Origin of the sequence: Streptomyces sp. R35 (assembly GCF_041053035.1) — a bacterium.
GTDB classification, from domain to species: domain Bacteria; phylum Actinomycetota; class Actinomycetes; order Streptomycetales; family Streptomycetaceae; genus Streptomyces; species Streptomyces lutosisoli.
This window is the reverse complement of record NZ_CP163440.1, coordinates 8,336,424-8,353,045: the sequence shown is the minus strand read 5'-3', so window position 1 is coordinate 8,353,045 and position 16,622 is coordinate 8,336,424. Positions and strand designations below refer to the sequence as shown.

The window sequence follows — 16,622 nt, the reverse complement described above, 5'->3', positions numbered from 1 at the left end:
CCCCCTCGGGGCCCTCACCCCGTCAGCGCGGACGCCGGGTTGCCCTGGTGGGTGAAGGCGGCCCAGTGATAGAGGCGGTGGAGGTCCGGGCGGGTGGCCTCGCGGCGGAGGGGGCCGTCCAGGGTGACGGGGAGCTCGCGGTGAGGGTTGAGCATCCACAGCTGGGCGGCGCGCAAGGCATCGGGCGGGGCCAGCGCGCCGGTGGTGAGGTGGTGGTGGAAGACGGCCATCATCACGGCGGTCGGACCGTCACGCACTGCCCAGCGGGACCCCACGACGTCGGCGGCGCCGCCCGTGACCAGCGCGGTGGCAAGGGTCAACGCCTCGTCGTGATGGCGCGTGCTCAGGTCTGTCTCACAGGCGCTGAGCACCACCAGCGGGCCGGCGGTGTCCGTCCGGCGGCCGGCGGCGCCGTCGAGGATGCCGGCCACGGTGAGCCGGCCGGCGTCCTGGCTCGCGCCGGGCGGGCCGGCCAGCCACAGCGCGGAGTCGGTGGGGCGCGGCGCGGCGATGGCGTGGCAGGACAGGTGGACCAAGGACGCCGGCGACGCGCCGCCGGGCAGCACGGCGAGCAGGTCCGCCGGCGTGCCCGCGGCGTCCGGTACCTCGCCGGTGGTGACGAACTCGCCGTAACAGAGCGCATCGGGGTAGCAGGCGGCACGCAGCGCGGCCGTCTCCACCTCGGCCCAGGGGAGGGTCAGTTCCGGGTCGGCGACGAGCACCTGCCGTCCGGCGGCAGGAGGCATCCGCCGCCGGGTGGCCGCGGCCAGGAACTGGGTGCCGGACGGGGCGTAGCTGAGGACGGCCTCCTGACAGGCGTACCGGTGGCCGTGCTGACCGAGGCCCCGGATGCGCGCGGCGTGCCACGGGACGGCGCCGAGCCGGCCGCATGGCACCAGCACGATCCGCGGTGGCCGGGCCAGCGGCCACTGGGCCGCCAGCACCGGGCGTACGGCCGAGAGCACCGGGCCCATCACCGCCTTCCAGGCCCAGTCGCACAGCGCGGACAGCGCGGCCTGCCACTCCACCTCGTAGGCGGCCCTCCACGACGGGCTCATGGCCGGGTCGGCGAGCGACCGGGAGCGTTCCGCCGCGGCGAAGAAGTAGCGCTCCAGCGGCGGGCTGTCCGAGGCCAGCAACTCCGGCAGGGGAAGTATGGCGGGATGGGCGCCGGGGCGCAGGATCAGCGCGTGGCCAGGGAACGAGCGGCTGGGCAGGGGCGTGCCGGGGATCAGGTAGACCAACGCGTCCGTGCCCGTGGCGGCGAGGCCGGCGGTCAGCTCGGCGACATCCGCGATGCCCACCAACTGCCGGGTGCCTGAGCCTTCTCCGGCACCGGGGCGGACGCCCAGCGCGGCCAGTGCCCCGCGTCGCAGACCGCTGGGGATCGGCGGGCCGCCGGCCGGCGGGGGCGGTGCGTGGCTGGTCTCCGGCCGTAGACGGTCCGGGGGTACCTGAGCGCGCCACTGCCGGGCCAGTCCGGGGTGGCCGGCGGCATCGAGGCGCTCGGGGATGCTCCGCGACGCGTCGGCGGCCTGCAGCACCAGGGCACGCCCCCTCTCCAGATCGGCCACCGCGTCGGCCGGCCGGTGGGTGAGGAAGGCGACGAATGCCAGCCGCCGCGACAGCAGGGCACCGTTGAGGGCCGACGACAGGCCGTGGTCGGCGCCGATCTGGAGCAGGACGTCGGCGGCCAGTTCGTCCAGCGCCTCGCGGGTGATCTCCACGAACGCCCGCATGTCGTCGCCGGCACGCGGGCCGCCCCGAGCGGCGCGCATCGTGTGGGCCTCGGCCAGCTTCGTCAGGACGTCCACGCACTGCGTCCGGCCACGCCCCTCGGCGAGCAGAGCGCGGACGCGGGTCAGCTCGCCGATGGCCTCGTCCAGGAGCGCCGGGTCGTCCTCGCCGCGCACGACGGCAAGGAGCAGCCGCAGGCCGAGCCTGGCGCGCCGGTCGTACTCCTGCTCGTGGTAGACCTGCGGTTCGTCCAGCTTCCGGCGGATCTCGGCGAGATCGCGTTCCAGGAGCTCTCGCTCGGCGGCGACGTCCCGCTCGGCGGTGACCTCTCGCTCGGCGGCGTGGTCTCCCGTCCTGGCCGCCCCGCGCCCTCCGGCCCCTCCGGGCAGACCGCGCCCGGTGGCCTCCTGCGTGTCCACGCGCAGCTCTTCGAGCCGGCTCAGCCGCTTCGCCAACTCGCCGCGCCAGCTGCTGTCCGGTGGCAGGGCGGCGTACCGGCCACGGAGTTCGTCGATCAGACGCGGCAGCGCCTCGTGGTTTCCGGTGCGCTGCGCGTGGCTCAGTTCACCGTCAGCGGTGGAGAGCGCGAGGCTGAGGGCGAACGGCGCGTCGGGCGGCAGCGAGCCGTCGCGTTCGAGGGTGGCGGCCAGCCCTCGCATGGTGGCCAGGGAGACGTCGGCGTCGTGGAAGCTGCCGCCGTGCGATGCGGCCTGTTCCAGGACCTCTGCCAGCTCCACTTGCAGGGCCAGGGCCCACCAGGAGTCCGCGGGGCTCGCGTCGACCGCCTCCCTGAGCAGGGTGGCGGCGTCCTCCAGGTATCCGGGATCACCGGTTCGGTAGGCCAGCAGCCGGTCGAAGTGTGCGGCGAAGCGCCGCTCGCGGACGCCGAGGTGGGTAACGAAGTCCCGCAGATGGCTGTCGAGATGGGGGACCAGACCCGGCTCCGGGGTGAGGCCGGCCGGCCAGTCGTCGAAGGGGTTGCCGCTGTCGCCGCCCGGTTCCGGCGTGGGTCGCTCCGCAGTGGCGAAGTCGACCGATCCGGGCTCCAGGAGCTCCGCCGTGACCAGCAGGTAGGCGTGGAGCCGGGCGACCCGGGCCCGCTCGGGTGCGTCCCGTGGCAACGCGTGGAACGCTCGCAGTGCCAGGTCGGCGCCGCCGCGGACGCCGTCGGCGCCGGCTCCCCCGCCGGCGGCGGCCTGGCACAGCAGCGGTACGACGTCCGGGTCCAGTTCCAGGACCTCGTTGTAGTGGTCGCCGGTCCGGGAGTGCAACGCGTTGGCCAGCCAGACCAGGATGCGGGTGAACTGCGGCGTGCTGCGTGAGCCGGCCAGGGCCACCAGGCCGCGGACGGCGTCGAGCAGCGCGCTCTCGGGGGCGTCGGCGTTCTCGGGAGCGACGGTGTCATCGGGGGCGACGGTGTCCTGGGCATGGCCGGGTGCGGCCGTACCCGTGGTCGCCGTCTCGGGAGCCGCGGCGTTGGCAGTCGCCGCTGCCGGCTCCTCGGTCGTGTCGGGATGAGCGGAGCCGGAGGCGAGCATCTGCTCGATGTCCCGCTTGACCCTCGCGGTCTGCCGCTGGAGCTCCGGGCCGAGCGGGGCCTCGGCGATGCGGTCGACCACCTTCTTGGCCTCGGTGAGATCCCGGAGCAACGACTCGGTCAGCACCCGTTGGTCGGCGGCGGCGAGCAGCGCGTCCAAAAGGGCGGTGCGGGTGCCGTCGGTGCGGGGCAGGGCCCAGGGGGCGAGCAGGAAGATCAGCATCATCCGGGCCTCTACCACGAGCGGGTTGTCCGACGGCCCGATGCGGTCCGCCCACCGCAGGCGCCGTAGCGCTTCCGCCCGCTCCTTGGACTCGGACGTCGCGCTTTCCCTCCCGTTCAGGCAGCGCGTCCCGAGCAGGAGGCCCAAGTGCACGAAGACGGCGGAGAAATCCTCGTTCTCCCTCGCCAACGCGGCCTCGACACCGGCCAATTGGTCGATCACCGGCCCCAACGTCTCGGCGGCCGGCCGGGATCCCGAGACGTTCAGCAGCCGACGGGCCTCCAGAACGGCGTCGGTCGCCTTCTCCCGCAGCTCCGCCAACCCGGTGCCGTCGTCGTCCTGTCGCGCTTCGCTGACCATCGGCCCCCCGCCGTGCGCCTGCCTCGTCCCCGTGTCTCCAAGGGCCGGCTCACCGCGCAGGTCGACCGGCTCTCTCACAGTGCCGAGGGACGCGGTGGTTCCGGGCCGTACGGGCCCCTCCGCATCCTGCACCCCCACGCGGGCGATTGACCACCATGGGCAAGTGGGCCCTCAGCGCCTTCTTCCCGGCGATACGCTGGCGATCAGGGCAGCCTGGGTCGCCGAGCGGCCCCGCCGAGGGTTCACACGAGGGGGCAGCGTGCACGACCACAGGCGAGAGATCGCGGATGCGCTGGCGGACTCAGGGCGCACCGACCGGGAAACGGCCCTGAACGTACTGGGATCCGCCGCCCGGTGGGCCGCACACACCCTCGGCCGGCTGAACTCCGCATCCGATGGCAACAGTTCGGACGATGCCGACGGGGCCGACGCTCTGGAGACCCTGTTCGCGCTGGAAGACGCGCTGGCCGACACCCGTGACCTGGCAGCCGAGGCTCTGCCCGGACTGCTGGCGGAGGCCCGGCCGGGGGAGAGTGTGGCACAGGGCACCCGTGACGTGATGAACGAACTCACCGCGGTGACCGAGCGGGTGGCGTCGCAACGGGCGGCTCTCGAAGGGCTCGTGGAGAGGGAGGAGGAGCTGCGCCGCCGCCTCGCGGAGCACGAGAAGCTGCGGCAGGAGGTCGACGAGCTTCGGCGGCTGGAACGGCTGGCGGAGGAGCTGGACGGGCTGCGGGCACAGCGGGAAGTCGTCGACGCACGGTTGCGGGAGCTGCGCGGCAGGGACCTCGGGGCAGCCGACCGGGAGCTGCGCACCGGGGCCGACGCCCTGCTGCGGCTCAGCGAGCAGCAGCTCGCCGTGCTGGAGCCGCAGACCCGGCAGAGCCTGGAGCGAGCCGCTGCGGCGCAGAAGGTGCTGGCGGCCACGGGGCACGAGCTGAGCGAGAGCTCCCACCAACTCACGGCCGACCAGGACCGGCTGGAGCATGTCCAGGAGGAACTGGAGCGCATCCAGGAGGAACAGGGCAAAGTCCTCGTATCCCTGACCCGCTATGCCCAGGCCGACCGGGAGCTGGCGCAGGCCCTGCGTGAGGCCGCCGGTACGGACTCACGCGGCGCCGTGCCGCGGCAGGGCCTCACCCTGGAAGAGGTGGAGGCCCTCACCCGGACCGTCGAGGAGCGGCTCATCGACGCCGACCGGGCCCTGAGCCGCGTACTGACGGACCGCCAGAGGTCGCAGGAGGACGGCGGGACGAAGGTCACGGGCGCTCAGCCCTGACCGGCGGGCGGATCCGGCACGTCCTCGGGCAGATACTCCGAACCCTTGTCACCCTGATTCCACCGCGCCGCCTTGCGGCCCTCCATGAGGTCCAGCAGCCTGCGCACTTCCCGGGCATTGCCGAACGAGGCCCGACGGGCCTGCCGGGTCGCCTCCAGCCACAGCCTGGCGCGTTCTCCGGTCCCGGGGCCGAGGGTGTAGCCGGCCTCGGCAGCCATCCGATGGAGGATCTCCACCAGTCCGTCCAGGGTGTAGCCGGGGAAGGGCACCTCGGTGGTGAACCGTGACCGCAGCCCCGGGTTGAAGTCGAGCAGCCGCTCCATGTCCTCGGGATATCCGGCCGCGATCACGACCAGCCGGCCGCGCCAGTGCTCCATTTCACGCAGCAGGGTGTCCACGGCCTCCGCGCCGAAACCGCCGTGTCCCCCGGCGTCCCGGACCAGGCTGTAGGCCTCGTCGATGAACAGCACGCCGTCCAGCGCCCGCTCGACCGCCTCGCGGACCCTGGGCGCGGTCTGCCCCACGAACTCGGCCACCAGGTCGGTGCGGGTCACCTCCACGACATGCCCCTTGCGCAGCAGCCCCAGTCCACGGAACAGATCGCCGATCAACCGGGCCACCGTGGTCTTGCCGGTGCCCGGAGGGCCGGTGAACAGCAGGTGGGGCGGGGCGAATGTCTCCGTGCCGCGCTCCTGGCGCATCTTCAGCCGGTTCGCGAGTCCTTCCAGCTCCCTGCGAACCGGCCCGAGGCCGATGTACCGGTCGAGTCCGGCGAGCAGTTCGGCGAGTTCGGGCACCGGGCGCGGCAGATGGTCCCGGTACTCCTCCGGGATGTCGTCGACGATGACGGGCTGTTCCACGTCCCGTCCGACCCGGACCGCCCACGGGGTGCGGAGCGCGTCGGCGAGGGTGCGCATCTCCCGGGCGTTGCCGAAGCCCTCGTCCCGGGAGCGGTGCATGCCTTCCACGATCTGCCGCAGCGCCTGTGCCGCCTCCTCCCCGGGACGCAGGCCGTGCTTCTCCAGGCGGCCCAGCAGGATCGTGTGCAGGGTGCCGGGGTCGTAGTCGGGGAATTCGACGGTGGTGGGGAACCGGCTCCTGAGGCCGACGTTCGCCTCGACGAACTCCTTCATCTTCTCCGGGTAGCCGGCCACGACGACCACCAGGCGGCCGCGGTCGTTCTCCATGCGGGTGAGAAGCGTCTGGATGGCCTCCTGGCCGAATCCGTCGCTCTGGTCGCTGAGCGCGTACGCCTCGTCGATGAACAGCACCCCGTCCAGGGCCCGGTCCACCACCGCGTTGGTCTGGATGGCGGTCTGCCCCACGTAACCGGCGACCAGGTCGCCGGCCTTCGCCTCCACGCAGTGGCCACGGCTCAGCACTCCCAGGTCCCGGTACATTTCGCCGACCAGCCGGGCCACGGTCGTCTTCCCGGTCCCGGGGTTGCCGGTGAACACCAGGTGCCGGGCGGGCGGTTCATCGACGGTGGCCAGCCCACGCGCACGCAGTTCCTCGGCCGCCTCCGTCTCGTTCCGGATGGCCTCGAAGCGAAATACCAGATCCTCCATGCCGGGCATCGCGGCAAGCCGCTCCCAGGGCGTCCGTTCGTCGGACACGGCTCGTCCCACCCACCGCCGGACCGAGTGGTGGCTCAACGACGCCCCGTCTGCGGGCAGTTGTTCAAGGCGCTCACGCCAGACGCGGACCGTCTCGGGCTGGCCTGCCATCGCCCGGACCACCCGGTCCAGGTCCTGCCACTCGACCCGCAGCCCCTTCCGCAGCCGTACCGAGTGCACAAGGCGCTCCAGTTCCGCCGCCTGCGGAAGTTCGACCCGGAAGGTGCCGCCGCGAGCGGGCTCGTCCCGCCGTTCGTGCACAAAGGTCTCCAGCTGCGGATACTGTCCGAGCCCCGCCAGGAGTTCGGCCACCGTGTCCAGGGAGGGCTTGCGGAACACGAGGATCCACTGGTTTCCCTCCACGGTGTCGGCCGCCCACTCGGCCATGGCTCCGGCCAGCTGCCGCGGGGCCCGGTTGTGGAGCAGGAACTCGTCCGCGTGCGGGAAGACCACGGCCGTACGGTGTTCCGGGTCGCGGAGATGAGCGGTGAGGGTCATCACCCCGAACGGGTCGGAGATCCCGGACGCGGGTGCCGCACCGGCTCCCCGGGCCGGGTCCGGGGCAGGTTCCGCCGCGGACCGGGGTGCGGCGCCCAGGAGCCGCGTCCCGCCGAGGGGCCCTTGCAGACTGGCGTGTCGCATGGTGCGCGGCTCGCGTCGGCCGACCGTCTCCGCGGTGCGGCGGGCCGGCCGGCGGGACAGATCCCGCGACGCCCTGTCCCGGAAGTAGACCGGGTGGTGCAGGGTGCTGAAGACGATCCGCCCGAACCCGGCGGCACGCAGCACGCGCCAGAGCGCCTGCTCCATCGAGCACACCTGGGCGGTGCTGTCGACGAAGACGTCGCCCACACCGGGCCCGTACAGGACGGTGAAAGGTTCGCCGGTGCGGACGGCCGCCGGGTCCAGCCGTTCCGTCCCCGGCGGACGGGGAGGAGGGCTCTGCTTCGTCAGGGTCCCTTTCATGTGCCGGGGTTTTCCCTGCCGTCCCGGTGCTGCGGCCGCTCCCCGGGGCGGGGGACCGGAATGCCGTGCTCCGCCTCGGGCGCCGACGCCTCAAGGCCGATGGGCAAGCCCTGCTCCCGCAGCGCCTGGTAGACCGCGTCGGCCCGGTCCCGGAGATCGGCCTCGGCGGTGGTGTCGTGGTCGTGGGACACCACGCGGATCACGCACTGGGGCGAGTCCTTGTCGGCCTGCTCGATCTCGACCGTGATCTCGTTGCCACTGGCGTCGTTGCGGAGCCGGGCCCGGAACGCTCCCCGCGGATCACCGTCGTCGTACCCGGACCCCTCCTCCACGAGGTCGTAGAAGGCGACCTCGGCGAGTGTGTCGGCCACGACGTCGGCCAGGTTCACCCGCAGCTGCGAGGTGAGCTGGCGCATCCCGGCCCGCTCGACGGCCTCGCCCAGGCTCCGTTCGAGCCGGGGCGCCTCCTCGTCCCGCAGGCCGCGCAGGTCCTCCACACCCGTGCGCGGGTCACGGGCCCGGGCAAGCGCCCGACCGGTGTCCTGCCGTACCCGGTCGTACTCGCCCTCGGACCAGTGCACAACATCGAGCAGGTAGCCGGCGACGACCTCGGCGTCCGGTCCGACGACCGGACGCTGCCGGTTCTCCTCGGCCAGGATCTCGACCTGCACCAGGGCCTCGACCGCCTCCTTCTGGGCCAGACAGCGCTCGAACTCCCGCTGCTCGATGTCCACCCGCAGATCGCTCAGCTCGTGGAACGTCTCCTGCGCCACGGCCAGAGCGGCGTCGAACCGGCCCTCCGCGGCGTTCTCCTCGGCCGTGGCGATCCGGTGGCGCAGCCTGTCCAGCCGGCCGGGCGCATACCGGTCGTGGGGCAGCTCCCCGTCGACCAGGTCCGCCATGGTGCGGGCGTCCAACAGCCAGGTCCGTACGGTGGTCTCGGCGCGTGCCCGGTCCTCCTTGAACGCGTCGATCTCCTGGGCGAGCCGGACGGTCTCGGCGCGACGCTCGGCCCGCTCGGCGGCGATGGCGCTCTCGGCCTCCTTGCGCTGCTGTTCCAGCCGTTGCCGGGTGTCCTGCTCGATCCGGCCGGCCGTCTCCCTCAGGTCCTGGTGGAGGCGATCGGCCTGTTCGCGAAGCCTGCGGGTGGTGTCGGCCTCCAGCTGGCGGGTCCGGTCGCTCAGCCTGTCGACCGCCTGCTGCTGGCGGCGCTGCCGGTCCTGCAAGGGGGAGAATGCCCGGTCGATGTCGGCCTGGGTCTGTGCCCGCACATCGGCGAACAGCCGTGGGATGTCCCGCTTGACCTCCCGCAGCTGCCGCGCCCTCTGTTGCAGGCGGTACCACTCCGACTGGTCGACCTGGATGCGTTTCCTGCCGCTCATGATCGCCCTTCCTCTCCTGGACTCGGGCTGCTGGTGTCCGCTCCCGACATCCGGGCGCGAACCATGTCGACCGCTGTCTCGAACACCGCGGGGAACCCTCTCGGCGCCACTCCGATGAGCAGCGTCTCCGGGCCGTTGACGGCGATCTCCGCTTCGCGGGCCCGGTGCGCGAAGTCGTATCCGCTGTCCGCCAGCCGCCGGGTGAGATGGTGGATCCGCTGGTTGGTGCTGCCGCGCAGGCCGCGCCCGTCGTTCAGCCCGGCCACGTACAGCCCGTCGATCAGTACGTCGACGACGGCGAGCAAGTCCGGTACGCCCTCCGACGGCGGCCTGGCCAGCAGCCGTTCCAGGCGATGGCCGGTGAAGCAGATCACGGAGACGTCCCGGATCTCCCGCGCCTGCCGGACCAGTGCGGCCAGCCCGGCCGCCTGTTGCATCGGCTCGCCTCCGGACAGGGTCAAGCCGGTGACCCGAGGGTCGGCGAGCAGTTCGGCCGCCAACTCCCCCGGGCCGGCCTGCCGCGCGGGGCGGTCGGGGATCCACTCCGGGGCGACGCACCCGGCGCAGTGGAACGGGCACCCCTGCACCCACACCACCGACCGGACGCCGGGCCCGAGCGCCCGGGTGCCGACGTGTGTGGCCGCCACGTTGAGCAGCGGCTGAGCGGTCATCAGGACCGCCCGGTGCCCGGCGCGACGGCGTCGGCCCCGGAACCGGGACCGGCGGCCGGCTCGTGCGGGAGATGGGTGAACGACAGGCCGCCGACCATGGCCTCGCCTCCCGGCTCGCAGGTCACCTGGTCCGGCTGTCCGGAAGCGCCGGCCGGCGTGTAGCGGATCAGCAGATCGACCCGGGGCCCCTCGACCGTCCTGCGACGGCGGCCGTGCACCGTGCCCTGCCCGCCGCGGCGTGGCCGGAACCCCACCCGCCTCCCGGACAGCTCGATCCGGTCCGGGATCTCCACGCCGAACACGGGTACGGCCGTCAGTACCCCGTGCAGCGGAGGCCGGTTGACGCTCCGCCACCACAGCCACCCGAGCACCAGGGCCGCCGCCAGCGCCGAGAAGACGGCCGGCAGGAAGTACACCGAGCCGACCTCGGCCCTCGCCACCAGGGGATCGCCGGTGACCGCGACCCCGTCCGGAATCTTCAGGTCCACGTCGGGGGCGAGCGCCCGCTGCCACGAGGAGGACACCTGGCCGGACACCCGCAGCGCGGCCCTGGCGTCCTCGGTCCGTCGGTAGGGCAGTCCGCCCGTGCCAGGACCCCCGGCCAGTCGGACGGTGTACTTGCGTGACTCGCCCGGTTTCAGGGTCAGTTGCTTCGGCACGCCGGTGACGTCGAGCGGGACGCCGTCCGCCGAGACCCGCACACCGCTCAGCGTGAGCGGCGCGTGCCGGGTGGCCGACCGGAAGGTGACGGAGGCGGTGGCGGAGCCGTCGGTGAGATCGCGGACACCGGTGTCCGTCCAGGACGCCGTGACGCCCTTCCCCTTGTCCGCGGCGAGCAGTCGCGCCGCCGACCGGGCTCGGGTGCTGTCCCCGGCCCTCCGCAGATAGGCGCTGAGGTCCTGGATGCTGTCCGGGCGCAGGACGAGCGTGTTCTCCACGACCTTCCCGAGCAGGTCGGCGCCGGTCGCACCGCTGCCCAACGGCAGTGCGTATCCGGCGAGTTCGGTGCGCTCTCCGAGGGCCTTGGCCCGCTTGCGCAGCTTGTCCCAAGGGGCGCCGGACGACTTGGGGTAGTCGGATCCCCGTGGCGGATCGTGTTTGCCGTCGGTCAGCAGGACCACGGAGGCGACGTCCGCGGCGTCCGTCCGTTCGAGTTCGTGCAGGGCCTGGTCCAGAGCGGCCCCGATGTCGGTCGCGCCGGACGGGTTGGGTGCCTTGGGCAGCCGGGAGACGATCTTCGCCGCGTCGCCGGCCGGTCCGATGTAGCGCTCCTCGGGGCGGTTGTCGAAGGTGATGAGGGCGACATGGTCGGCGCGCGTCAGTCCGTTCAGAAAGACGCGCAGGGTGGAACGTACGGTGCTGTAGCGGCCTTTGGCGGCCATCGAGCCGGAGGTGTCCACCAGGACGACGTAGTCGACCGGCTGATCGGCCACGCCGAGTTCCCGGTAGATCTCGTCCCGAGTCGGCGCCGTCCCGGCGGCGTTCGCCGGAACGGCAGGCACAGTCAGGACGGCCAGCAGGGCGGCGGTGGCCACGGCGGCCCCGCGCCGCAGCGCGGTCACCGCGCGCGGTGACCGGACGGATCGCTTCACGTAGGGGCTCCCTCGCTGTCGGGCGGTGGGTCGGATGGGGAGTCGGGCTGGGGATCGGCCGGCAGGACGCCCAACGGGAACTCCTCGGGCGGGGGTTGCGCGAGCAAGCCGTCCTCGGCCGGGTCCACGCCGGGGCGGCTCCGGCCGACCGGTTGCAGGACGAGGCGGGCCGTCCCGTCGACGGCGAGACGCACGCCGACGTGGAAGCGCGCACCGTCGCCGGACGGAGGGACGGTCACCACGCCCGCCGGGGCGACGGCGCCGCTCCCGGCCGCACGGACCACGATCCGGACTTCGCGTCCGCCCGCTCCCTCGGCGGGTCCGGCCGTCCCGTCTGCGGGTCGGGCCGTCCCGTCGGCCCGTCCGCCCGTCCTGTCGACAGGTCCGGCCATTCCTTCGGCCCGTCCACCCGCCCCGTCGGCGGATCCGGCCGCCCCATCGGCCCATCCACCCGCCCCATCGACAGGTCCGGCCGTTCCTCCGGCGCGTCCACCCGCGCCGTCGGCGGATCCGGTGCGGACCCGCACCCGTTCCCCGCCGGCCTCGGCGAACACGGTGGCACCACCCGGCTCCAGCGTCCCGGGCGGGCTGATCAGCAGTTCCTCGTCCCGGGGTCTGCCGACCACGGTCCGGTGAACGCGCACGGCCACGGCATGCGGATAGCGGTCGGCCGGGTCGGTGTGTCCGCCGGCGACCAGGGCGGCCCCGAACACCGCGGCCAGCGCGGGGTCCGTCCCGTCGGGCAGCGGGACGGGCCGGCCCAGACGGCCGGTCAGGTGCCGTAGGAACGCCCCGAACCGGGCCGGGCCCCCCACCGCGATCACCGGTGTGCGGGACGGGTCCGGTCCGGTGGCCCGGGCTTCCGTCAGGCCGTCCAGGGCCCGGTCGAGCCCGTCCGTGAGCCGGTCCAGCGCCCGGTACACCATGCCCGCGGTGATCGCCCGGCCGGCCACCTCGTAGAGCACCGTGTCCGCTGACCGGTCGGCCCGGTCGGGTCGGGCCGCCATCCGGTCGAGCACGACCTCTGTTCGCCGGGCGTTCTGCGCCCTGGCCTCGCAGTACTCCCGCAGCACCTCGGGGTCGTCGGTCGGCAGCCCCGCCCCGGCCAGCACCGCCGCGTCGAACGCGGCACCGTAGCCGTCGTCGGCGGGTGCGTACCGGCCGACCCGGGCCACGGTCACGGCCCCGCCGACGACGGCGCACGCCGTGACCTCGGCCGCCGAGGCGCCCAGGTCGCACACCAGCAGGCGGGGTGCTGTCCGGGTGCCCGCGTGCCGGAGCAGCGCCAGCACCGCGCGCGGGGTGTCCAGCAGCCGGGGCCGCGGCATCCGGCCGTCCCCGGGCGGCACGGTTCGTTCCTGGGGCGGGACGACCAGCACCACCTGACCGGGCGGACCGCAGTGCTCGCGGTACGTGGTGTACGCCGCCCTCAGCGCCGCCCCGCGGTCACCGCGGACGCCGGCGGGCGTGGGCAGCCCCTCTCCGGGCACTGTCCCGGGCAGCTCCACCAACTCCGGTGTCCCGTCCGCACGGGTGCGCGCGACCCGGAGGAACCGTGTGCCGGCGTCGACCGCGATGGCGGGCGCGGCGTGAGTCGTCATCCGGATCCCCCGGGCCAATGCCGGCTTATCTTCTTGAGGACACCCTGGCGCTCCGTCGCGGTTCCGGGCGCCGCGTCCGACGAATCCTGTCGGCCCCGCAGTTCCGTCAGGATCCATTCGTGCCGGGCTTTCTGGTTCTCGCTGTGATGCATCAGCTGGTCACGCAGTTCTCCGTGCCGGTCCCCGCGTGCGACGGCCGCGTACAGTTCCAGCCCCGAGAAGCCCGCCACCAGGCAGTCCATGTGCCAGGCGACCCGCTCCAGGTCGTCCGCTCCCACCTCGAGCGTCCACGCGGCGATGGCGTCCAGCAGCGGTGCGGGGAGACGGCCCTGTTCATAGGCTTCCAGAACGATCCGGGCCAACTCCTGGTACGGCGCCCGGTCCTGAGCCGCCTTCCGGAAGTCATGGACCGGCCGCAGCCATCCCAGGTCGTACCGCTTCGTCAGCTCCTCCATGAGGTACTCGGGAACCTCGAGATCGTTGAGGGGCCTGCCCCGTCCGGTGAGCCCCCTGTGCAGTTCCTCGCAGAGTGGGGGCAGGAGGCTGTCCGGCAGCGCGCGGCTCAGCTCCTCGATCGCCCACCATGTGTTCCCGGACAACTCCCCGCCCAGAAGTGCCTCGACCGCCACCCTCCTGAGTTCTCCGTCGGACTCGATCCGGCGGATCAGAACAGACACGTAGTCGTGCCGTGCCTCTTCCGCGGTGAGCCGCTCCAGCCGGGGCATTCCCGCCGTGGCTCCGCCCCGGACAGCCGCGCAGAAGAGGTCGGCGTCGGCTGCCACCATCCCGGACGTCTGCGGCTCCCCGACAGGAACCAACTGCTCTACGGCTTCCCCCAGTCCGCGCTCCGTGCGGGCGACCCTCCAGAGCCGCGGCCACATCAGACCGAGCACCTCCGGCCGCCTCTGCGCCCGGGCGATCTCCAGGGTGATCCGCCCGCCGCCCTCGACGGCCCCGGCGAACTCGGCCGCGTCCGTGGCGGTGGCCAGATCCAGGGATTCGCCGAGCAGTACGGCCGCGAAGCGCAGCCAGCCAGGGGTCACGTCGGCGGCCATGTCGTCCCGCGCCCACCGCACCAGGCGGTGGAGCGGTGCCAGGCTGCGGTCCTCGTGCTTCAGCAGGCACCCGAGCCAGGTTTTCCCGACGGCGGACTCGCGGACGAGGAGGCGGTCGGCGCTGTCTGTGTTGCCGCCCCACTCGTTGTCAGCCATGTAGATGAGCGCCCCGGTCCATTCGTGCGTCGGTTCCGGGGCCTCGACCAGGGTGTTGAACAGTTCGTCGAAGCTGCCGGGGCGGCACACCTCGACGGTGTCGTGGACGACGCCCAGGTACCGCTTGGCGCGTTCGAAGGACAGGGTGGGAGTTCCGGCGCCCAGGACCTCCCGGACGAGCAGGGCCGTGGTGCGCTCGGACCAGTGCTCCCCCAGCAGGCTCCCCGCGACCGCGTTGCCGTCGTGTGCGCTTCGGACCAGGAAAAGGGTCAGCGCGCCCAGGCGATGTTCGTTCAGGGACGCGGCCGGATACCGTCCCAGGACCCGGCGGACGTCCTCGAACTCCCCTCCGCCCGACCGGATCTCCTCGACCACGACGTCCATCAGATCCGCCTCGCGCAGGGTCCTGAGAGCCGCCCCGGGGCGTGGTGCCGTGGCCGGTTCCGCGTCCGTCAGCAGATACGCCACGATCTCGGTGGTGTCGCCGGTCTTCGCCCGCAGCCTGCGAAGCCCGTGCAGATAGGCCCGGGCGGTCTCGTCCCGCGGCTCACCCGGCGGGCTGCCGCCGAGCACCGCCGTGACCTGCCCCGTCCGTGCCGCGGACGCGAAGAACAACCTCAGGTCGTGCTGCGACGGGCCGGTCCAGGTCGCGGCGCTGAGCCAGCCCCGGGATGCGTACGGCAGCAGCGAGCAGACCGCGTCGAGCACGCGGACGCGGTCGGAGACGTCCGGCAGTGCCCTGCCCGGACTCGGCGTGATCGCCACCTGCCGGTTGCCGAGCAGCAGCGCGGCCACGCCGGCCGCCCAGTCGAAGCCCAACTGGTCGACCACTTCGGCGAGTTCAGCGGGAGGCGTGCCTGGCACAGCGACGGTCATCGGGACCGCGTCGCCAGGAAGCGCCGGCGGATCCGACAGCAGCGCACGGTCGATCCCGGACCAGGTCAGGGCGGCCCGGCCCGCCTCCGCCCACTCCAGCAGGGTCAGCCTCCAGGCGTAACTGGGGGCGCCGGTGCCGTCGGTCGACCCGTCCCATGTGGTCTCCACGGAGGCGCAGACGGGTTCCGGATGTGTGTCCGTTCCGCCGAGGAACACCCGCCACGGCAGCTCGCCCTCCGGCTCACGGCCGCCCGGTGCGCCGGTGGCAGAGGCCTTCCAGAGGTAGGTGCTCGCCCGGTCGTCCGGAAGGCTGCTCCGCAGCACCTCGTAGCCCATGGTCTGCCCCGGATGCTTGCCCAGCACCGCCCAGTGCGCGGTCAGTCGTTCCTCTCCGAGGCCCTCGTTCACCGTCGCTTCCCCCCGCGCCAGCCGCCGCCCCGGCCGCGGTCCCGGTGAATCCGGCTCTCCAGGTCGATCAGCGGTTCCAGGACGTTGATCGGCACCGGGGACGTACGGATGCGCAATGTCCCGTCCACCGCCACCGGTTGGACGTAGTCCCCGTAGTCGAAAACGTGCTGCGGGTTCAGCCGGAAGCCCACGGCGGAGGCCGCGTAGTAGGAGATGCGCCGGGGGTCGAAATGGGCGTACAGGGCGTCGCGTACCAGCCGGGCGTTGGACCCGCGGAACTCGTCGCACATCCACTGGAAGAATTTCTCGCTCTGTTCCCGGGGCACGCGGGGAAGCCGTGAGCCCACCGTGTCCTGGGTGACCCAGCCCGCCTCCACCGCGGGCCGGAAGACGTCCGGGTGGTCGAACTTGGCTATGCAGACGGACACATGGTGCGGAAGCCTGCCGTCGACGAGTCCGCCCTGGTCCCGGACCCTCGCGGCCAGCTGGATCAGAGTCGCCTGGAGATAGGTGAAGCTCTCGGTGGCCTCTTCGGCGTCACCGACCGGGTCGAAGAGATAGATCAGCCCATGGGACCGTGCCAGATGACCGACGAGCTGGGCCTGCTGGGGATGATCGTGCCGGAACACCTCCCCGGCCGCGTCCTGGATCTCCAGCACGAAGTTGGGCCGCCGGCTCCGGAATCCCAGCTTTCCTTTCTCCTCCGGCCCCTGGACGGACCAGGCCATGCCGTGGACACCCATGCTGGCCGGCGGGAAGGCCCGCCGCCGGGTCAGCAGGTCCACGCCCTGGGTGAGGAAGGCGTTGGCCTCCTGCGTCATGCCGGCGATGTTCCAGCTGCCCTCGTTGTGCCGTTGGTACTGCATCGCGGCGATCGGCAGGGCGGTGAGATACGTCGTCTTGCCTGAGCGGGGTGCGCCCCACAGCCCGATTCTTATGCGGTCCGGGGCCGTCCCGTTCACCTGGCCTGCGGACGGAACCGGCACGGCTTCCAGGAGCGGCACCGTGTCCAGTACCGGCGCAGGCTCCGGGGCATCGCCTGCTCCGGCGAGGGCCTGCCTCGGCGGGGCGCTCGGCGGGAGACCGCCCCCGGCCGGCGCGGTCGCAGGGGCCGGCTCCGGGCCGCCTGACTCCTTCTTGTTCGGGTTGTAGAGATCGGACATGAA

The 16,622-nt window shown here is 73.0% G+C and carries 9 protein-coding genes; 1 reads left to right on the top strand and 8 read right to left on the bottom strand.

Annotated features, from left to right (window positions below; translation table 11 throughout):
- Positions 1-14: 14 nt before the first annotated feature.
- Positions 15-3,857, bottom strand: coding sequence for a CHAT domain-containing protein (locus tag AB5J50_RS37655; protein WP_369263090.1), 3,843 nt, complete (start codon positions 3,855-3,857; stop codon positions 15-17).
- 259 nt (positions 3,858-4,116) lie between these two features.
- Here AB5J50_RS37655 and AB5J50_RS37650 point away from each other — a divergent pair, with 259 nt between their 5' ends.
- Complete coding sequence (locus tag AB5J50_RS37650; RefSeq protein ID WP_369263089.1) at positions 4,117-5,136, top strand: hypothetical protein; 1,020 nt, start codon at positions 4,117-4,119, stop codon at positions 5,134-5,136.
- Here AB5J50_RS37650 and AB5J50_RS37645 read toward each other — a convergent pair.
- The 7 genes from AB5J50_RS37645 to AB5J50_RS37615 are packed head-to-tail and all read right to left on the bottom strand — an operon-like array spanning position 5,127 to position 16,619.
- Positions 5,127-7,715, bottom strand: a complete 2,589-nt coding sequence (locus AB5J50_RS37645; RefSeq protein ID WP_369263087.1) for an AAA family ATPase — start codon at positions 7,713-7,715, stop codon at positions 5,127-5,129. The genes AB5J50_RS37650 and AB5J50_RS37645 overlap by 10 nt on opposite strands.
- On the bottom strand, positions 7,712-9,097 hold the full coding sequence (locus tag AB5J50_RS37640; protein ID WP_369263085.1) for a hypothetical protein: 1,386 nt from the start codon (positions 9,095-9,097) through the stop codon (positions 7,712-7,714). Before AB5J50_RS37640 ends, AB5J50_RS37645 begins: the two co-directional genes overlap by 4 nt.
- Positions 9,094-9,768: a 4Fe-4S single cluster domain-containing protein gene (locus AB5J50_RS37635; RefSeq protein ID WP_369263084.1), complete on the bottom strand. Its 675-nt coding sequence runs from the start codon at positions 9,766-9,768 to the stop codon at positions 9,094-9,096. Before AB5J50_RS37635 ends, AB5J50_RS37640 begins: the two co-directional genes overlap by 4 nt.
- Positions 9,768-11,360, bottom strand: coding sequence for a VWA domain-containing protein (locus tag AB5J50_RS37630; protein WP_369263082.1), 1,593 nt, complete (start codon positions 11,358-11,360; stop codon positions 9,768-9,770). Before AB5J50_RS37630 ends, AB5J50_RS37635 begins: the two co-directional genes overlap by 1 nt.
- Entirely contained in the window at positions 11,357-12,961 is a 1,605-nt protein-coding gene (locus AB5J50_RS37625; RefSeq protein ID WP_369263080.1) for a sugar kinase, read from the bottom strand. The genes AB5J50_RS37630 and AB5J50_RS37625 overlap by 4 nt, the downstream gene beginning before the upstream one ends.
- Positions 12,958-15,456, bottom strand: a complete 2,499-nt coding sequence (locus AB5J50_RS37620; RefSeq protein WP_369263078.1) for a hypothetical protein — start codon at positions 15,454-15,456, stop codon at positions 12,958-12,960. Before AB5J50_RS37620 ends, AB5J50_RS37625 begins: the two co-directional genes overlap by 4 nt.
- Positions 15,453-16,619, bottom strand: coding sequence for a hypothetical protein (locus AB5J50_RS37615; RefSeq protein WP_369263076.1), 1,167 nt, complete (start codon positions 16,617-16,619; stop codon positions 15,453-15,455). Before AB5J50_RS37615 ends, AB5J50_RS37620 begins: the two co-directional genes overlap by 4 nt.
- Positions 16,620-16,622 lie beyond the last annotated feature (3 nt).